The 18,383-nt window shown below is 59.7% G+C and carries 15 protein-coding genes; 13 read left to right on the forward strand and 2 right to left on the reverse strand.

Annotated elements, in window-relative coordinates; genetic code table 11:
- Window positions 1–3: 3 nt before the first annotated feature.
- The 13 genes from TBK1r_RS18175 (at window position 4) to TBK1r_RS18235 (ending at window position 14,495) form a co-directional block, all read left to right on the forward strand.
- Window positions 4–1,050: a class I SAM-dependent methyltransferase gene (locus TBK1r_RS18175; RefSeq protein WP_145213584.1), complete on the forward strand. Its 1,047-nt coding sequence runs from the start codon at window positions 4–6 to the stop codon at window positions 1,048–1,050.
- Window positions 1,043–2,041 carry a glycosyltransferase gene (locus TBK1r_RS18180; protein WP_145213587.1) on the forward strand — a complete coding sequence of 333 codons (999 nt, stop codon included), beginning with the start codon at window positions 1,043–1,045 and terminating at the stop codon, window positions 2,039–2,041. Before TBK1r_RS18175 ends, TBK1r_RS18180 begins: the two co-directional genes overlap by 8 nt.
- A 3-nt stretch (window positions 2,042–2,044) precedes the next feature.
- The gene (locus TBK1r_RS18185) at window positions 2,045–3,172 is read left to right on the forward strand and encodes an acyltransferase family protein (RefSeq protein WP_145213591.1); all 1,128 of its coding nucleotides are present in this window, start codon (window positions 2,045–2,047) and stop codon (window positions 3,170–3,172) included.
- A complete protein-coding gene (locus TBK1r_RS18190; RefSeq protein WP_145213594.1) occupies window positions 3,165–4,328 on the forward strand; it encodes a glycosyltransferase family 4 protein in 1,164 nt (387 codons plus the stop codon). Before TBK1r_RS18185 ends, TBK1r_RS18190 begins: the two co-directional genes overlap by 8 nt.
- Window positions 4,325–5,257 carry a glycosyltransferase family 2 protein gene (locus TBK1r_RS18195; protein WP_145213597.1) on the forward strand — a complete coding sequence of 311 codons (933 nt, stop codon included), beginning with the start codon at window positions 4,325–4,327 and terminating at the stop codon, window positions 5,255–5,257. The genes TBK1r_RS18190 and TBK1r_RS18195 overlap by 4 nt, the downstream gene beginning before the upstream one ends.
- Entirely contained in the window at window positions 5,257–5,955 is a 699-nt protein-coding gene (locus tag TBK1r_RS18200) for an acyltransferase (protein ID WP_145213600.1), read from the forward strand. The genes TBK1r_RS18195 and TBK1r_RS18200 overlap by 1 nt, the downstream gene beginning before the upstream one ends.
- Window positions 5,952–7,025 carry a glycosyltransferase gene (locus TBK1r_RS18205; protein WP_145213603.1) on the forward strand — a complete coding sequence of 358 codons (1,074 nt, stop codon included), beginning with the start codon at window positions 5,952–5,954 and terminating at the stop codon, window positions 7,023–7,025. The genes TBK1r_RS18200 and TBK1r_RS18205 overlap by 4 nt, the downstream gene beginning before the upstream one ends.
- The gene (locus tag TBK1r_RS18210) at window positions 7,022–8,410 is read left to right on the forward strand and encodes a phenylacetate--CoA ligase family protein (RefSeq protein WP_145213606.1); all 1,389 of its coding nucleotides are present in this window, start codon (window positions 7,022–7,024) and stop codon (window positions 8,408–8,410) included. The genes TBK1r_RS18205 and TBK1r_RS18210 overlap by 4 nt, the downstream gene beginning before the upstream one ends.
- Window positions 8,407–9,396, forward strand: a complete 990-nt coding sequence (locus tag TBK1r_RS18215) for an endonuclease/exonuclease/phosphatase family protein (protein ID WP_145213608.1) — start codon at window positions 8,407–8,409, stop codon at window positions 9,394–9,396. Before TBK1r_RS18210 ends, TBK1r_RS18215 begins: the two co-directional genes overlap by 4 nt.
- A complete protein-coding gene (locus TBK1r_RS18220) occupies window positions 9,393–10,568 on the forward strand; it encodes a glycosyltransferase (RefSeq protein WP_145213611.1) in 1,176 nt (391 codons plus the stop codon). Before TBK1r_RS18215 ends, TBK1r_RS18220 begins: the two co-directional genes overlap by 4 nt.
- Window positions 10,565–11,878: a glycosyltransferase gene (locus TBK1r_RS18225; RefSeq protein WP_145213614.1), complete on the forward strand. Its 1,314-nt coding sequence runs from the start codon at window positions 10,565–10,567 to the stop codon at window positions 11,876–11,878. The genes TBK1r_RS18220 and TBK1r_RS18225 overlap by 4 nt, the downstream gene beginning before the upstream one ends.
- A 127-nt stretch (window positions 11,879–12,005) precedes the next feature.
- A complete protein-coding gene (locus TBK1r_RS18230; RefSeq protein WP_145213617.1) occupies window positions 12,006–13,226 on the forward strand; it encodes a glycosyltransferase family 2 protein in 1,221 nt (406 codons plus the stop codon).
- A gap of 126 nt (window positions 13,227–13,352) precedes the next feature.
- Window positions 13,353–14,495, forward strand: a complete 1,143-nt coding sequence (locus TBK1r_RS18235; RefSeq protein ID WP_419581489.1) for a hypothetical protein — start codon at window positions 13,353–13,355, stop codon at window positions 14,493–14,495.
- Between the two features lie 128 nt (window positions 14,496–14,623).
- On the opposite strand, the gene TBK1r_RS18240 is transcribed toward TBK1r_RS18235, so the two are convergent.
- Together TBK1r_RS18240 and TBK1r_RS18245 are read right to left on the reverse strand one after the other, a co-directional pair.
- A complete protein-coding gene (locus TBK1r_RS18240) occupies window positions 14,624–15,496 on the reverse strand; it encodes a sugar transferase (protein WP_145213620.1) in 873 nt (290 codons plus the stop codon).
- The gene (locus TBK1r_RS18245; RefSeq protein ID WP_145213623.1) at window positions 15,493–17,853 is read right to left on the reverse strand and encodes a GumC domain-containing protein; all 2,361 of its coding nucleotides are present in this window, start codon (window positions 17,851–17,853) and stop codon (window positions 15,493–15,495) included. Before TBK1r_RS18245 ends, TBK1r_RS18240 begins: the two co-directional genes overlap by 4 nt.
- Window positions 17,854–18,383 lie beyond the last annotated feature (530 nt).

Here is an 18,383-nt window from a genome sequence, read left to right on the forward strand (position 1 = left end):
CCGATGAGTCATTTTGCAGCGACCTGCCGTCGAATCTCGCGAGCACCACGAACACTGGTGTCCCGCGTGCTGGCGCGGCAGCGTTCCACCGCGACCAAACGCGACCAATGGTTCGTGGACTACCACAGCGACCACGCTCGACAGGTGGTCGGGTTGCGGGACAAGACCGATGAACGTCTAAAACTGTTTCGCGTCGAAGACATCGCGGGAAAACGTGTCCTCGACGCCGGATGCAATATGGGTGCGATCGTCAACCATTGCATGAAATTGGGCGCTCGCCAGGTCACCGGCTTGGACTTTGATAGCGCCGCGGTACAACGCGCCCGGGGACTCTACAGCGACCCCACATCGGCCTTTCGATGTGACGACCTGGACAACCCGCTGGCGGCGCTCGAGCCGCACGACACCGTCATGTTTCTTTCTGTCTACGGCACCAAGGAATTGGAAGACCGCAATTCCATCCTCAGCCGGTTGGCGGGATTGTCTCAAGTGATGTACTTCGAGGGCCATCATGGTGACGACCCCCGCGACTACGCATGGGTCTTGCTGAAATACGGCGGGTTTCAAACCATCGAGTTCCTCGGCTACACCAACGACGAACTGCGTGAAGATTCCGTCGGACGCCCTTTCTTTCGCTGTGATCGGAAACCGCGTGACGTGGGTTTCCTGCCCGATTTTATCGCCGACCATTCCAAAACCGATGCCACGCTGAAGGTCGCCGTGGTGGGCCGCTCCGGCGCGGGCAAAAGCTACTTGGCGAGACAACTGGCGGACGATCAACGCTGCGAGGGTGTGACGATTTTGGACGACGTGAACGATCCGGATCGCATTCAGGCCGCCCAGCGACTGGTTCTGTTTGACTATCGCGCGGGCACCTACATCGATCAAATCGATGCCTTGTTCTTCATGGATGTCGACGAGAACGTTCGCTTGAAACGCTTTGCCGACGACCCCGTTCGACAAGACGATTACAACGCGCTGCTGCGTACGCCGCCGGTGCGGTCAAACTTTTTGAGCTTCTTTCGGATCGAGGCTCGACAAGATGGCTAACGATCGTGCCGAAGCCGCCCAATCGATCGCGGCTGTTGAGACCGCAACACCGACCAAACGCCTCCATCCAGGTCGCGTTTCGGTGATCATCCCCACCTACAATTGCGCCCGCTACATCGGCGACGCGTTGCAGTCGGTCGCGGTCCAGTCTTATGACGACCTGGAAATCGTTGTGATCGACGATGGATCCAGCGATGACACCCGCGCCGTCGTCGCACGATCCGGGGTTCCCTGCAGCTACGTGATGAACGAGCGACACAAAGGCCCTGCGGGGGCGCGCAACCACGGGATCGGCTTGAGCAGCGGTCAATACATCGCCTTTCTCGATGCCGACGATGCGTGGATGCCGAACAAGTTGGCGCTTCAAATCGCTGCGTTGGAGGCCGATCCACGACTGCTCGCCCTCGGTTCCATCATGATCCCCTGGGACAGCACACCGTCCCAAATCGACCCAACCGCCACGCTGCGACGATACAGTTTTTCCGAAATGATCGTTCGCAACCGCCTGGGAACACCGACGGTCGTCTGTCGGCGTGACGCGCTGTCAAAGGTCGGCTTGTTCGACGAATCGATGAACATCGCCGAAGACTACGAATTGTGGCTGCGGTTGAGCCGGATCGGCGCGGTCGGTCGTCTGGAAACGCCGCTGGCCCGATTCCGACAACGGCCGGACGGAGCTAGTGCGGGCAACCGTGACCGCACCTTTGATCTGGACATGCGTTTCGCCCGCTCGCTGGCGAAACGATATCCCGATGTGCCGGGGATACGGCGTTTGGTCAAACAGGGGCTTTCGGCCAGAGAGTTTGAACGTGCGATTGAATTGTGCGATGTGGAGAAACGCTATTGGCAGGCCCTTCGCGCGACCGCCAATTCGATTCGCAATTGGCCGTGGTCCCATCCCCTAGGCCTGGGCCGCCCGCTGACACGCCTGCGACGCGTTCGCCGCATCGTTTTGGACGCCCTGCATGCTCAATGCGGCGTAGGAGTTTGACCGATGGAATCGACGAAACCAACCCAATCAGCCCCACACATCGTGGAACTCGACGCGTTGCGGGGTATCGCCGCGATGGCGGTGCTGTGCTGTCATCTGCCGCGCGGATTTTGGTTCGGCGCGACAGGCGTCGATTTGTTCTTTGTCCTCTCCGGTTTCTTGATCACCGGCATCATTCAACGCAATCTCGATCAGCCACGGTTCTTGCGCGCGTTCTATTGGCGCAGAAGCCTGCGAATCCTGCCGCTCTACTATTTGGTGATTCTGATGGCGTACGCCGTCAATTTGCTCCGCGCCACTCCTGCGGACACCTCGGGGTTCGGCTACTACTTGGTCTATCTGCAAAACATCCATCAATATTGGGGCGGCGAAACACCGCCGGTGGACCTGGCGTTGGGCCACACGTGGACGTTGGCGATCGAAGAACAGTTTTACCTGTTCTGGCCCGTCGCACTGTTGCTGCTGCGAGGTCGTGCCAAATGGTGGCTGGCGGGATTGTTCGTCGTGTTGCCGATTCTGTTGCGTGGCCAAGGATTACCCAAGACCGTTCTTTTGGGACACACCGACAGCCTGGCCATGGGCGCGTTTCTGGCTTGGATCATGATTCGCACCGAATCGGTCAAACGCGAGCGTCAGGCCGTTTGCTATGCGTCGATCGCATTGGCCAGCTTTCTCGCCTATGGGGCGATGTACTGGCAAATGTGTCGGCAAAACCCGGCGTTCACCGGCGGCGAGTACTTGCAACTGACCCTGCCGGTCGCCGTCATCAGTCTGGCCTATTTCGGCGTCATCGGACTGTTCGTGTGCATGACCGGAAGCCGACCGCTGGCGCTGTTTCGAAACCGATACCTGGTCAGCCTGGGAACGATCAGCTACGGCTTGTACCTGTACCATTTGGTGTTGTACGAAAACCTGGACACGCTGGTGAAATTCCGCTGGCAGATGGGCGACCCCTGGTGGCTCGACGTGACCAAGGTGATCGTCTCACTGGCCGTCGCCGCGCTGTCATGGCGGTTCTTTGAACAGCCGATCCTGCGTTTCAAAGATCGCTTCGGTTACAACGACGAATCGGTCGTCGCCAGTCAACCAGTGCCGTCACTTGCGACCGCAGGAGCCCCGGCCCATGAATAGAATCTGCGTCGCCTCCTCTGGACTGGGACACGTCGCCCGCGGAATCGAAGCCTGGGCCGATGACCTGGGAAACGCGCTCGCCGCCCGGGGCGAACACGTCATCCGCTGCAAGGGTGCCGGCAAACCCGAATCCGACTTCGACCGCGTCGTCCCCTGCTGGACCCGCGACGCGGCCAAGACCCGTGCGCTGCTGCGGTCGATGCCGCCCGCGCTCGGCTGGCGGATCGGGATGGGCAGCGGATACGCGATCGAACAGACCACGTTCGCACGCAATCTGATCAAAGTGCTGCGGACCGAGGACATCGACGTGTTGCACGTCCAAGACCCCTTTGTCGCGACCCAGGTGCAGAAAGCGTGGCGGCGCGGCCGCATCAAGACACGCACGATTCTGGCCCACGGGACCGAAGAATCGCTGCGCTTTCAACACCAGATCACGTACCTGCAACACCTCGCACCGTGGCATCACCAACAAGCCCGCGATGCCGGTTTTGACAAAGACACGTGGACCACCATCCCGAACTTCATCGACTCCGATCATTTCCATCCCGGCGACGGCGAACCACTGCGTGCGGAATTGGACATTCCACGCGAAGCGCTCGTGGTGTTGGTCGCCGCGGCGATCAAACGGCGACACAAACGTATCGACTACTTGATCGATGAATTTCACGCGTTGCTCGACCAACACCCCGACTTGCCCGCCTGGTTGGTCATCGCCGGCGGTCGCGAATCGGAAACCGACGAACTGATCGCGATGGGCAAGCGACGACTGGCTAACCGCGTTCGATTCCTGGTTCGCTTTCCAAGAACACGCATGGCGGACTTGTACCGCGCTGCCGATGTGTTCGCGCTCGGCAGCCTCAAAGAGATGATGCCGATCGCGCTGCTGGAAGCCACCGCCAGTGGCCTGCCTTGCCTAGTCCATCAGCACCCTGTCATGCAGTGGATGATCGGTCCGGGTGGCCGGTCGCTGGATCTGTCCCAACGTGGCGGTTTGACCACCGCGCTGGCTCAATTGCTAACCGATCGCCGTGAAGGACAACGCCTTGGTGTCGCCGCACGGCAACATTGCTGCGATCGGTTCGGCACCGAGGTGGTCGTCGATCAGATCCTGCGTTACTACCGTCAGGTCACCAGCGACACGAGGGCGGCCGCATGAGCAATCCCACCGTCAGCGTCGTGATCCCGGCCTACAACGCCGCGTCCACCATCGCCCGAGCGATCGACAGTTGCCTGGCGCAAACGATACCGCTGTGGCAAGTCATCGTGGTCGACGACGGCAGCAGTGACGGGCTGGCCGAGTTGGTCCGGACGCGTTACAGCGATCCGGTCACGCTGATTCGCCAGACCAATTCACGAACCGCCGCCGCCCGCAATCGGGGGCTCGAAGCGGCCACCGGTGACTTCGTCGGTTTCCTCGATGCCGACGATCATTGGGAACCAGGCAAGATCGAACGCCAGCTTTCGATCTTTGCAACGCATCCCGAAGTCAACGTTGTCGCGGGGCGGTTCTTCTGTCAGTCGCCCGGATCGCCGCGGACACTGAACGAATCAAAATCAAACCGGTGGTACGACCGCCCCGTGAAAGCCAGCGGCGCCGATGCGTTCATGCTCGGCACGCTGCACTGGACCGGGACAGTGTTGGTCCGGCGCAGCGCCATTGAAAACCTGCGTTTCGTGTCGGGTTTGGAACCCGCCGAAGACCGCGATCTGTGGATTCGATTAGCGGCCAACAATACCGTTTATCTGGATTCCGAACCGCTGGCGACGGCGGTGTTGGAACCGGGCAGCCTGTCCCGCGGCAGCATCGAGGTCGACTGCACCAAGATGCTGGAGGTCATCCAACGCCATCGATCGCTGTTGAGTCTGCACGCACGGTTGTTTTGGACCTCGTACGTGCGTTATCGCTGGGCGGCGATGGATCCCAAACCCTCCACGGCGCTGCCGATGCTGATCCGTTCGGTCGCCAGTTGGCCATTCCCATTTGCCGGAATGCCCGCGATGAAGCGTCTGGGCAGACTGAAGCGATTGCTGGTCTTGCTGCGGCAGTCGATGATGCGTCCGAATCAACCCGAAGGAGTGTCGTGATGCGTGACCGAATCAAATCGACCGTTCGATGGTTGTTGCAATGCCACCTGCCGGTGACCGCGATCAATCGGCCCGTCATTGCCACACTGTATCGAATGCACGTCGCGGCGCGAGAGCTGATCGGTTGGGCGGCCCGATTCTTTTGGTACGAACCACTCTTTCGCAGCCAATGCGATGTCGTCGGGAAACGATTTCGCATGGAGCAGTTGCCGTATCTGGTCGGCCGCGGAAACCTTTCAATCGGCGACGATGTCAGGCTGTCGGGAAAACCATCGTTTGCATTCAGTTCGCGGCACTGCGATTCACCGTCCCTGGTCATCGGCACAGGCACATTCATCGGGCACAACTGCGCGATGATTGTCGGCCGCGGCATCACGATCGGCAACCATTGTTTGATCGCCGGAGGGGTTCGCATCAGCGACTTTGATGGGCATCCCATCGATGCGGACGATCGTCGAAACGGATTGACGACGCCTTCGGATAATGTTTCTCCCGTCTCGATCGGTGACGACGTTTGGATCGGCCACGGGGCGATCGTCTTGAAGGGTGTCCGCATCGGCGATCGTGCAATCGTTGGCGCGCGGGCGGTCGTGACCAGAGACGTTCCGGCCGACACGATCGTGGCAGGCAATCCCGCTCGGCATGTCAAATCGATTTCTCCCGGTGTCTTCCCGTTCTTCGCTGAGGACGCCGCATGATCGCACAGCATGTCGTTCACGTTTCGCTCGGAACACACGTCGGCGGGATGGAAAAACTACTCGTCGAATTCGCCCGCTTTGCCGATCGCTCGCGTTACGAGTTGACGTTCGTCTCACTGCAGTCGCGCGGCGATTTGGCATCGGAAATCGAATCGCATCGCTGGCCCGTGATCGCGATGGACAAGGGCGAAGGACTGAAGCCCCGACTCGTTGCACAACTTGCCAAAACGTTTCGTCGAATCAAGCCGGACGTCGTCCACACCCACAATACCGCGGCCTATGTTTACGGAGTCGCTGCGGCGAGGATCGCCGGCGTGCCCCGCATCATCCACACTCGGCACGGTCAACGGTTCGATTGCTCGCGTCGCCAGACCACCCTCTTTCGCGGCCTGTCCCGCTGGGTGGACCACGTGGTCAGCGTGTCCAACGACGGGGCAAGACTCACGATCGAAGAAGGCATCTCGGCGGCAAAAACGGCCACCATTTTCAACGGCGTCGACCTGGAACGATTCACGCTCGTCCACAACCGACCACGCGGACGGGCCGTCGTCGTGGCGCGGCTGAGTCCTGAAAAAGACATTGCCTCACTGATCCAGGCCATCCACGTCGCCAAACAACGCCACTGTCGACTGGCCTTGGACATCATCGGCGACGGCAGCGAACGACACCGTTTGGAAACTCTCACGCAATCGTTGCAATTGTGCGACAAGATCCGCTTCCACGGCATCCGCGACGACATCCCCGCGGTGCTGGCGCAAGCGTCCATGTTCGTCTTGCCTTCGGTCACCGAAGGCATCTCGTTGACGCTGCTCGAAGCGATGGCGACCGGATTACCGGTCGTCGCCTGCGACGTCGGTGGCAATCCCGAAGTCGTCGCCGATGGGCAAACCGGAATCCTGGTCCCGCCGCGTGATCCCGCCGCGATTGCCGGAGCGATTCAGCGATTGAATGAGGATCCACTGCTCGTCCGCCGGTTCGGCAGCGAGGGACGCGCCCGTGTCGAAGCCAAATTCTGCGTTCGAAAAATGGTGCATGCCTACGAGAACCTTTACTCCGCCGAGGCAGCATGATGATTGACTGGGCCTATCAAAAATGGATCCTGCCCGCGTTCGAATCGGGACTCAAACGTCGCAAAACGTTCGATCACTGGCGTGAATTGGAAGCCAGCCAGTGGTGGACACCGCAGCAAATCGCAGCCTTGCAAGTGCGGCGACTGCGCGACTTGCTGGCGTACTGTAACGCGCACTCGGCCTGGTATCGCGATCGCTGGGCGGATCAGGGAATCGACGTGGATGCCGTCTCGTCCTTGGATGATCTGAGATCCCTGCCGATCACCACCCGCGACATGATCCGCGACAACGCCGATGCCATTCGATCCCGCCACCCGGCAGTCGCGTTCGTTTCCAAGGCGACCGGTGGGTCCAGTGGCGCCCCGTTGCGGTTTTTGATCGAACGGGACGCCAACGACCGACGCGTGGCGGCGGCCTTTCGCGGATACGGCTGGGCGGGGGCTTGCCCGGGCACCAAACAGTCTCATCTGTGGGGTGTCAATCTGAACAAGCTGTCCTGGCGCCAGCACATGAAGGAGTGTTTGTACTCCCGATTGCTCTATCGACGCGACATGTTGAACAGTTTTGAGTTGTCAGAATCCAATGTCAGCCGCTACGTCAATCGACTCAATCGTTATCGCCCCAAGGTCTTGGTGGCGTACGCCAATCCGCTGTTTGTGTTGGCCAGAGCGATCGACGAACGCGGCCTTCAAATCCACCGGCCCGAATCGATCATCGTCGGATCTGAGAAACTGTACGATCACCAACGGGTATTGATCGAGCGAGCCTTTGGATCACCCGTCTTCGAAACCTATGGCTCGCGCGAGTTCACCTTGATTGCCGCCGAGTGTGATCGTCACCGGGGCTTGCATGTGACAAGCGAAAACTTAATCGTCGAAGTCGTTGACGACGATGGCAATCCCTCCGCACCCGGCGACGAGGGGCAAATCTTAGTCACCGATCTGTTCAACACCGCGATGCCGTTTGTGCGATATGCCATCGGTGACCGTGCGGTCACGGGCACGGGGAGTTGCGATTGTGGCCGCGGATTGCCGTTGCTAGAAAAAATTGTCGGGCGACAGATGGACGTGTTGCACTTGCCCGACGGCCGCCACCTGCCCGGCGCGTTTTTTCCCCACATCATCAAGGACATCCCGGCGATTCGCCAGTTCCAGGCCGTCCAGACCCGGCGCGACGTCATCCGGTTGCAACTCGTCGTGGACGACCACTGGAACGCCGACGACCGCGAGGCGCTCCGTCAGCGGATCATTCAAAACATCGGCGATTCCTCGCAACTGGAAATTCAGCGGGTCGATCAGATCCAACTGACCGCAGCGGGTAAAATGCGTGTCGTCATCGGCTACTCCGGTCACCACAGAAGCCACCCATCCAGGATCGCGGGATGAAACGTGCAACGCTAATTCTCGCGATTGTGTATCTGTTGTTGTTGATCATCGGCGCCGCGATGATGCACACGAGTCTGAATTCGCATTGGCTGGTCACACTCTTTTTGTTCTCTCCCCGCTGGGTGGTCGCACTGCCCTTGCTATTGCTCGTCCCCGCCACCCTGCTGCTGCGGTGGCGATTGACGCCGATTTACTTGATTCACACCGTCATCATTCTGATCCCGATTCTCGGGTTGCAACTGCCGCGTCGAAGCGCAGATCCAGTCGACAACGCGCGAACACTACGCGTGCTGACTTGCAACGTCGGCGGCGGCACCCTGGATGACCGGCAACTCATTCAATTGATTCACGACAACCGAATCGATGTCTTGATGCTGCAAGAATGCCCCCAAGCGGTTTCCGAACCGTTATTCCAGAAACTGGGCTGGCAACGCCGCCAGGTGCACCACATCGTGATCGGAAGCCCTCTTCCGTTGGGTGCATCGCGCGTCCTCGGCCGGCAATCGGACGACCATTTTAGAGCCGTCGCCGGGATCGGTTGTGAACTGGACTGGCACCACGGCAGTCGCATTCAACTGGTTTCGATACACCTGCCCACGTTTCGCCCCGCCCTGGAAAAACTACAGCACCTGGATTTCGATCAAGGACCGGAAGCGATCGAACAACTGGGCCAAATGCGTCGCGGTCTTTCCAGACAGATCGTCGATGCGATCGATGATTCGGAATTGCCCACCGTCGTAGCGGGCGATTTCAACGTTCCCATCGAAAGTGCTTACTACCGCGATCTTTGGGACCATTTCCAAAACGCGTTTTCGATCGCCGGCAGCGGATTGGGCTACACCAAATACACACGCTTTCATGGCGTCAGAATCGATCACGTCCTGGCGGACGAAAACTGGACCGTGCAAGACGTCCACGTCGGCCCCGACTTGGGCGGTGATCATCGCCCCGTGATTGCCGAATTGGCCAGGACGACCGTGCCATGAACCTGCTGTACATCGCCACCACCTATCCGACGCCCACCAGCCCTCGCCAGGGGATGTTCAATCGCAACCTGGTGGACGCATTGCGTGTCAACCATCAAGTGCGCGTGGTCGCGCCCATCCCCTGGGTGGAACGGCTTCGAAAACTCGATTCAACGTCGCGGCCGACCGTCGAGCCCTGCTCTGACGTGTTCCATCCCACGTACTTCTATCCGCCAAAGTTATTGCGAACTCACTACGACGTTTTTTATTGGCGATCGATTTCCCCAATATTGAAACGGATTCAAAACACGTTCACGCCGGATCTGGTGATCGGCTATTGGCTGCATCCCGACGGAAGGGCCGCGCTGCGGGCCGCCGAGTCATTCCGTGTGCCGTGCGTCGCGGTTTCCGGCGGCAGCGATCTGCGGCTTTTGCCCCAGCACCCCGCTCGTCGCCGCGCGATTCAAAGCGTGCTGTCCGACGCTCAGCGGTTGGTCGTGGTCAGCCGCGACTTGGCCGCGCAAGCGATCCGCCTGGGCATGCCGCCCGAAAAGATCGATGTCGTGTATCGCGGCGTCGATCATCGTTGCTTTCATCCCAGTGATCGTGGTGACGCCCGCGACGTTTGTGGATTGCCCCGTGACGCCATCGTGTTGATGTGGTCGGGGCGATTGGAATCGGTCAAGAACCCGACGCTGCTGTTGCGAGCGGCTCAGCGCTGGCAAATGAAATGGGGCGACCGGTTGCGGATCCTGATCGCCGGCGATGGTTCGATGCGAAACGAATTGATCAAACTACGCTCGCGACTCGGGTTGGACCACTGTGTCCGATTCGAAGGCAATCTCAGCCAACAAGCACTGGCTGCGTGCTACAACGCAGCCGACGCGATGGTGTTGACCAGCCATAGTGAAGGGATCCCCAACGTCTTGTTGGAATCGATCGCCTGCGGCGTGCCCTTCGTGGCAACCGACGTAGGTGGTGTGTCCGAAATCGCGTCTCCGGGTGTCGATCGACTGGTGGGCGACAACGATCTGGACGCACTGGTCGATGCCGTCGTCGGGCAAATCGAGTCTCCGAGCGATGCCGAACGCGACTTTGTGCCCGACGGTCTGACCGAAATGGCGTCACGATTCGAAGCGGTGTTTCACCGAGTTGTCTCGTCGCAGAAAGCGAATACCGGCAAGGCGGCATGATGAATCTCGTTGAGCGACGGATGCTCTTGATCAGTTACGCTTACCCGCCGACCGGCGGGGGAGGCGTCCAGCGCAGTGTCAAGTTTGCCAAGTACTTGCCCCACTATCATTGGCGACCCACCGTGCTCACCGCGGCCGATCCGTCCGTTCCGGTTCGCGACAATGATCTGTCGATGGAATTGGATCCGCAGACGACGGTGCTCCGCGCCCGAACGCTCGAACCGTCGTACCGAACGAAACAAAAACTGATCGCGACCGGGGATCCGTCCTCGTTTTCATTCAAACGATGGATGAAGCAATGCGTTCGAAAGGCGGGCATGTCGTTGTTGCAACCCGACCCCCAAATCTTATGGAACCCCTGTGCCGCAAGACTGGCGACACAAACACTGCGTCAGATTCCCCATGACGTGGTGTACGTGACGGGACCACCGTTTTCGTCGTTCTTGCTCGGACGAACCCTCAAGCTTCGTTTCGGGTTGCCACTCGTCTTGGATTTTCGCGACGAATGGCTGTTGTCCAGCCAGCACTTTGAAAACCACCAACGATCGGGAATCGCTTACCGCCAACAACGCAGGATGCTGGGCAAGGTCTTGCGGGCAGCCGATGCGGTCGTGGCAACGACACAAGCGAGCGCCGATGAACTCGCCCGCCAGATCCAAGAAACAGGCAGCCGAGCTTCGGTGCACTGTATCTACAACGGTTTCGACGAAGATGACTTGACGGCCCTGCGCTGCGAATCGAATCCGCCCGACCGGTTGCGAATCGTCTACACGGGAACGCTTTGGAAGCTGACCGACATTTCACCCGTCGTGGATGCGCTGGTTCGACTCGCCGCGGCGAATCCCGATTCCGCGGCGCGAATCGACTTGATCATCGCCGGGCGACGCACGCCGCATCAAGACGCCCTGGTCGCAAAACTGGATGCAACGGCAGTCAACGTCCAACGTCACAATTATCTGCCGCACGGCAAGTCGTTGGAATTGGCTGGGTCGGCCGATGTGCTGTTGTTGCTGTTGGCCGATGAACCGGGCGCCGAACGTGTGGTGCCGGCCAAACTGTTCGAATACCTGGCGCTGCGAAAGCCGATCCTAGCGATTTGCGGCGACGGTGAAACCGCCTCGCTGATCGAACAACACGGGCACACCTATCGGTTCTCTCCCGGCCAACCCGATCGCATCGCCGCGTGTTTATCGACGTTGCTTGCGGAGCGGCCTTGCCGGGTTACGTGTGGCGCGGACGACCTTGGCCCATTCTCACGCCGTCGGCAGACGAGCCAGCTGGCCGAGGTCATGGACGCGGTCAGCCGGTGAGCGGTCGATGTCCTTTTTCCCTCATGGGATCCCAGCAGATTGAGCGTCGAAGTCAGCCCCCGAATGACGAACTTAAAGGGGGTTCGATCGTTGCCGTCACGTCGTGGCCCCTCTCTGGATCCTTGCAGTGCACGCTGTCCTTGTTTTCACCTTCCTCGGTTCCTTGCTGGGGTTGTTTTATGCGTACGTCGGTTATCCCATCCTGATCGCGATGCTGGCCCGAGTGCTGGGCCGCGACGATCCGCCGACGGTTTCCGACCGGACGGACGACCTGCCCGAGATCACGGTCTTGATCGCCGCCCACAACGCCGCCAATCACCTGACCGAACGCATCGAAAACATCTTCGCCTGCGACTATCCGCCGGAGCGATTGCACGTTCTGATCGCCTCCGACGGCAGCACCGATGCGACGCCGCGTCTGGTGTCGGGATTCAACGACGGCCGCGTTAAAGCCCTCTCCTTTCAAACCCGCCGCGGCAAGGCTGCGACGTTGGTCAGCGCCGTCGAGTCCGTTACCAGTCCCGTGATCGTCTTCACCGATGCGACGACGCGTTTTGACCGCGATTCCTTGCTGCGATTGTCGCGACATTTCAGCGATTCGGCGGTCGGCGTGGTCGCCGGTCGAGTCACGATGGTCGATGGCCAAGGCGCAGCGAGCGAATCACTGTACTGGAAACTGGAAAACAAAATCCGCGGCTTTGAAGCACGATTGGGAATCACACTGGGAGCCAGCGGGGCCATCTATGCGATCCGGCGATCGATGTTCGTCGCCCCGTCTCGACCCACCATCAACGATGATCTGGTTCTGCCGATGCTGGTGCGGATGACGCATCAATGCCGTTTGGTATTTGATCCGACCGCGCGGGCGTATTCACCCAGTACCGGAGGGATCCGCTGCGAGTTCTTACGTCGTCAACGAATCGGTCTCGGCGCGATGCAGTGTTTGCCGACGCTGCGTGGACTGCTGCAGTGGAAAAATCTGGACCAAGCGGCCGCGTTTGCCTCGCACAAGCTGATCCGTTGGTGCGGCCCGTTCCTGTTGATCGCTGCCTTGGTCAGTAACCTGATCTTGGCAACCGATCTCCGCTTTCAAGGCCTGCTGCTGTTGCAAGCGTTCGCCTATGGAGCAGCCGCATACGGCCTGGTGACGTCGCGTCGCTCACTCGCCTCGCGTTTGGCGCGAGCCGGTACGTCGTTCGTCGTCATGAACGCCGCCATCGGCGTCGGGATCTGCCGATATCTGATCGGACATGATACAGTGATTTGGAATCCAACCGAACGATCGAGTTGGAGCCATATCCCAGCGACATCAGAAATGGTCCATGCAAGCGAAAAGCGTGCGGCGTAGGAACGAACGGAAAGTGTCGGACGGTTTGCCAGCGCGGCGTCGGGTTCCGGCGTGCGATTCCGCGACCGCAAGCTGGAAGCATCTGCCACCAATCGCGTTAGGAACGTCGATTGACAGGATTCCCCAGTGCTCAAACCTGTGTTCAAACCGGTGCTGCAACCAGTGCTGAAGATCCGGGGAATGGGACCGATGACGTTCGCCCGCGCCTATCGGGCGGGACAGCGGTCGCTGCCAAACCCGACGCACGTATTCGTCTGTGTCACCGACCATTTCGAGCCCGAGCGTGACCGCGCCCCGTTGGAACTGCAGCGGCGACGCGTGGATCGTTGGCTGAGCGACTACCCACGGACGGTCGACGGCTGTTGCGACTCACGCGGCCGACCGCCGCAGCACACCTTTTTTTATCCCATCGAATGCTACCTGCCCGAGCATCTGGAAAAGCTCGCGACGCTGACACGGTCGGGCTACGGAGACGTCGAGGTGCACTTGCATCACGACAAGGACAACGCCCAGTCCTTGCGTGAGCTGCTGCTACGGTCGACCGAAACTCTGCATACACGACACGGGCTGCTGCACCGAGATGCGTCCGGTCAAATCCGCTATGGGTTCATTCACGGCAACTGGGCGCTCGACAATTCACACCCTGACGGATGCCACTGCGGTGTCAATGACGAACTCACAGTGTTGCGCCAAACGGGCTGCTACGCGGACTTCACCATGCCCGCCGCCCCTCACCCGGCACAAACACGAACGATCAACAGCATCTACTACGCCATCGACGACCCCCAGCGACCAAAGTCACACGACACCGGGATCCCGGCGAGCGTCGGTGCGGCGCGACCGCGGGACGGATTGCTGATGATCCAGGGTCCGGTCGTGGTCACCCATCGGCGGCCTTGGCAGAAACCGCGGATCGAAAATGGCAACGTCGCCGGTTCACAACCGCTTGCCGAACAGCGGATCGACGACTGGCTCAAAGCACGCGTCACCGTGTCCGGTCACCCCCAATGGCAGTTCGTCAAGCTACACACCCACGGCGCGCTGGAAGCGAACACCGACGTGTGGTTGAGCCCACACGCGACAAAGTTTCACGCCAGACTACGCGAAACGGCCAATCGTTACGGATTCAAGTACTACTACGTGACCGCAAGAGAGATGGCGGCGCTGGTCGCACAGGCCGAACAGGGGCTGACCGAACCGGTCTTCGACGAGGACCATACTGCCATCCCTTTCCTGATTCCCACCGATTTCACAGGGCACGGTGGCTGAGGGGAGAGGTAGGAAGATTTTGGAGGTAGGAAAATTGGCGAAGTCGAATTGGATGATGCATTGCACCCTCTTCTTACCTCCGAACTTTCCTTACCCGTTTTCCGCGACGGCAAAAAAACAAAGAGCCCTTACGCCACGTGTTGCGTCAGCTCGATCGCCGATTCCTGCGGTGGTGCCGAATCGAGTTTCTCGCTCTTCAACGGCACCGGTCCGATCATCGGTGCGTTAGCAGTGGGAATGCGAAGCCGCGATTTCGCTCTCAGTTTGAACGAGAGCTGTCCTGCGATGTACGGAAGCGTCGCCAACAGCAGTTTCAGATCTTGGAACAGGCTGGCGGTGCGAATGTACTGCAAATCACACGCGACTTTCTGGGGAATCCCCACGATCGATTCGTCGTATCCCAATTTCAATTGCGCCAGACCGGTGATGCCGGGCCGGACCCGAGTTCGTCGCAAGTAACCCGGCACTTCTTCGGCCAAGGTCGTCACAAATTCGGGGCGTTCGGGACGGGGGCCGACCAGACTCATGTCGCCCGCCAGCACGTTGATGAATTGTGGCAATTCATCCAGATGGCAACATCTCAGCCATCGGCCCGATCGAGTCACGCGTGAATCGTTTGGACTACTCCAGACCGGACCGGTGTTCTTTTCGGCACCGGTCCGCATCGTGCGAAACTTCCAGATTCGGAAGTTCTTGCCGTTCTTTCCCACACGCACTTGGCGATAGAACAGGGGACGCCCATCGCACACCAAGATGACGCATGCCACGATCGCCATGATGGGGATCGCGACCACCATCAACAACGCCGTGATCGCCCATTCAACGAACGGCTTGGCACGAAAGTACTTTGTCGGTATCACCGTCGACTTGTCAGCCGGCTCATCGGTCACCGTAGACGGTGCTGCGGAGACAGTTTGATGCGGCGGATGGAAGAACAAGTCTGAATCCGCCGCAAGAGCCACGAGTGAGGGTACCGGGGAGGGCAAAGTGGGTTCTGTCATGAATGGTTAACGTCCTCGGTTTTCGCTGTCATGGTGTCAGACTCCTTTGGTCCACCCTGGGGTTGTCCGTCCGCCTGGACCCGACGCAGTTCATCCTGCAATGCGTCGATTTCCAGACGGAGTGCCGTTTCGCTTTCGGTATCGTCTGCAGCGGGCGAAGCTGCCCGATCGTTCTTGGATCGATCGGGTTGCAAACGCAGCCCGCTTTTGCCCGTGCCTGAATGAAAAATGGATCCGCTGAGTGGGATTCCCGCTTGGCGGGCCGACTCTTCGCACAGCACCAGTTGATTCCAGCGGCTGTCATCGACGAACACGGCAAACACACTCGAATCGACTTCTTCGGCGAGCAGCGTCCCTTCGGTCGCCCCCATCCATGACGGGCCGTTGACGATGATCGCGTCGTAGCGTGACCGCAGGGCGTCGATCACCTGCCGCAAGGTCTTCGGATCAATCCATGCGTGATCGGCGTTCGGGGTCCCGATCGGCATGAAATCCACCTCGTCGACATTGGTCGCCACCAACAGCGCTGCGATCGTCTCCACCGCGGGGGCCTGGTTGCCAATGGGGAGTTGCCGAATGCCGTCGGATCGCGATGCCCCGAGTGCGCGGCTCAGCTGGCCCCGGTCGGTATCGCAGTCGATCAATAACACTCGACGATGAAAACCTCCCAGGACGACTGCCAGTTCTTGTGAGATCAGGTGCCGCGACTCGTTCGCGACGCAACTGGTGACCATCAGGGTGACGCAGTCCGCGGAATCCTGGTTCCGCAAAAAGATCCTTGCCGCCGCCTCTCGCACACCGCCGCTGGTTTGTTTTTGCCGCAACCCGAAGCCGAATTTGGACTGCGTGGCCGCATAGGAATTTGTGCCAAAAACGGGCAAGCGTGATCGGGAAACCAGATCGCGAGGGGATCGCACACGGCAATCCCGCCATTCCAGGTACCCGACAACAAACATGATCAGCATCCATCCGCCCGCCCCACTGGCGGCGGCCGCCCTCAACTGACGGGAATGATTCGCTTGTGTGGGCAGCGTGGCCAGGGACTGCAGGGCGACGCGCGACTGCGATCGACCTTCGATTCTGAATTCCTGCAGCGTCTTCCACAGTCCGTCGGCCAAGCGACTTTGTCGCTCAACCGCGTGACGGGACATGTCCAGCGGCACGGCAGTTTTCGGAGCCGCACGGACCACGACAGAATTCAACTCGGTCAAACGTTCCCGCAGAAACTCCTTCTCGCTGCGATTCAACTCGATTTGCTGTTTGAGTTTGGCAAACAACTGTTGGTGTTCCGATTGGGTCTGAATCTGCAACGTTTCACTGATCTCGGCGCGGGTTCGTTGAATCAATTGCTCCAGTTCTTCGGCAAACCGGTCGCGTTGGTCCGTCAGACGTCGCATCTGTGGCGAGTCTGCACTGACGGCAATCTTCTCCATTTGCTGGCACTGCAGTTCCAATCCCATCAGCTGCTTGCGTGCGGTGCTGACCTCGTGGTTCTGCCGCAGTAGTTTCTCGACAACTTCTTCGCTGACCGCGGGTTGTCCCTCGTGACTTGCCTGCAGCTCGTCCAGCTGGCTTTGCAGTTGATTGCCCCTGAGCTGGGCCGCTTGCAACTGTTGGGCGTAGTCACGATAAGACTGGAACTGCATCTCGTCACGAATCGTCAACGATTCCGAGCTGTCTGAACCCACCGACCGCGCGACGCTGTTGAGATCCTCCCAGAGCTTGTCCAGCTGCAGGTCAGCCGCCACCACCGCTTGTTCGAGCTGTGTTTCACGCAGCTTTCGGTCCGACATCATCCGGTGTGTGATTTCGTCCAGATACGCCCGGGTGATGGCGTTGCAAAACGCTTGGGCGACCAGCGGCGTTTCGTGATGCACCGTGATACTGATCACTTCGGATCCCGATTGGGTCTCGACCCGCAACAGCCCGTCCAGCCATTCGACTCGATTTCCAGCGGGAACCACGTGGGTCAACTGTTGGACCTCGTCGTCATCAAACGCGGCCGAAAGGACTTGATGGGATCGCACCAAAGCGGCCTGGGAGCGAAAGAACGCGAGGTCTTCTGACCGCGACGTCTGTGGGGTGAACACCACGTTTTGCTTTTCGCGAACACGCACTAAGGCCTCGGCGTGATAGCTCGGCCGGATCCATGACCAGGCGACCATCGCCAGCGTGCCCGCCAGCACGCTGCCGACGACGAACGTCAGCGTCAGGTGATGACGGCAGGCCAACATCAGGTCGCTGAATTCGGGAATGCCGCGATAGATCGAGGCCCCGATCGCGTGGTGCATCAGAGGTGCTGGACCGTCAGACGCCGCCGCGCGGCGTCCCTCATCGGTTGGGGATTCGATTTGCATTGAGTTTGGTTAGTTGCTCGCTTCGTCTCAATCATCCGGCGTATCCGGTCGCCGCCTCTGGAGAACCAAACGCGTGTGGCGACCGAATCAGTGGTGGCACGAACCCCCTGACGAGTTTTCGTCATCTGGGGGTGTGCTAGTGAGAGAAATGCGTGTTCCCCGCACAGTGGCATCAACCGCACGACTTTCAATCAACGGGACGTTCTCCGTGTTCGACAAACCGATCCGCGATTTGTGCAACACGCCCGCTGCGGTGAGGTTCAACCGACAAGCGAGCGATTTCGATTCATCCGACCGAAGGCATGCCCAGCGATTCAAGCCGCCGCGGGTGTCCGACACCGCATGAGGTTTTGATGAGGTTTATGGGGTGCATTTCGTGATGCACCCCACGGCGACCGGCGTTTTCAAGGGGATATCGTGTCTCTGGCAGATGCCGGAATCGGTTTCGTTTCCATCGGACACCGCAAAGGACAGCAGCGGGCGTTCGGCTCGGCTAAACTGATGAGCCCCCGAAAGGATGTTTCCTCCAT

This window comes from Stieleria magnilauensis (assembly GCA_007753675.1).
GTDB classification, from domain to species: Bacteria; Planctomycetota; Planctomycetia; order Pirellulales; family Pirellulaceae; genus Stieleria; species Stieleria magnilauensis.

Bases quoted from the DNA above. Each gene is read 5' to 3' on its own strand.
- TBK1r_RS18175 (WP_145213584.1), top strand. From the start codon at position 4: ATGAGTCATTTTGCAGCGACCTGCCGTCGAATCTCGCGAGCACCACGA.
- TBK1r_RS18180 (WP_145213587.1), top strand. From the start codon at position 1,043: ATGGCTAACGATCGTGCCGAAGCCGCCCAATCGATCGCGGCTGTTGAG.
- TBK1r_RS18185 (WP_145213591.1), top strand. From the start codon at position 2,045: ATGGAATCGACGAAACCAACCCAATCAGCCCCACACATCGTGGAACTC.
- TBK1r_RS18190 (WP_145213594.1), top strand. From the start codon at position 3,165: ATGAATAGAATCTGCGTCGCCTCCTCTGGACTGGGACACGTCGCCCGC.
- TBK1r_RS18195 (WP_145213597.1), top strand. From the start codon at position 4,325: ATGAGCAATCCCACCGTCAGCGTCGTGATCCCGGCCTACAACGCCGCG.
- TBK1r_RS18200 (WP_145213600.1), top strand. From the start codon at position 5,257: ATGCGTGACCGAATCAAATCGACCGTTCGATGGTTGTTGCAATGCCAC.
- TBK1r_RS18205 (WP_145213603.1), top strand. From the start codon at position 5,952: ATGATCGCACAGCATGTCGTTCACGTTTCGCTCGGAACACACGTCGGC.
- TBK1r_RS18210 (WP_145213606.1), top strand. From the start codon at position 7,022: ATGATGATTGACTGGGCCTATCAAAAATGGATCCTGCCCGCGTTCGAA.
- TBK1r_RS18215 (WP_145213608.1), top strand. From the start codon at position 8,407: ATGAAACGTGCAACGCTAATTCTCGCGATTGTGTATCTGTTGTTGTTG.
- TBK1r_RS18220 (WP_145213611.1), top strand. From the start codon at position 9,393: ATGAACCTGCTGTACATCGCCACCACCTATCCGACGCCCACCAGCCCT.
- TBK1r_RS18225 (WP_145213614.1), top strand. From the start codon at position 10,565: ATGATGAATCTCGTTGAGCGACGGATGCTCTTGATCAGTTACGCTTAC.
- TBK1r_RS18240 (WP_145213620.1), bottom strand. From the start codon at position 15,496: ATGACAGAACCCACTTTGCCCTCCCCGGTACCCTCACTCGTGGCTCTT.
- TBK1r_RS18245 (WP_145213623.1), bottom strand. From the start codon at position 17,853: ATGCAAATCGAATCCCCAACCGATGAGGGACGCCGCGCGGCGGCGTCT.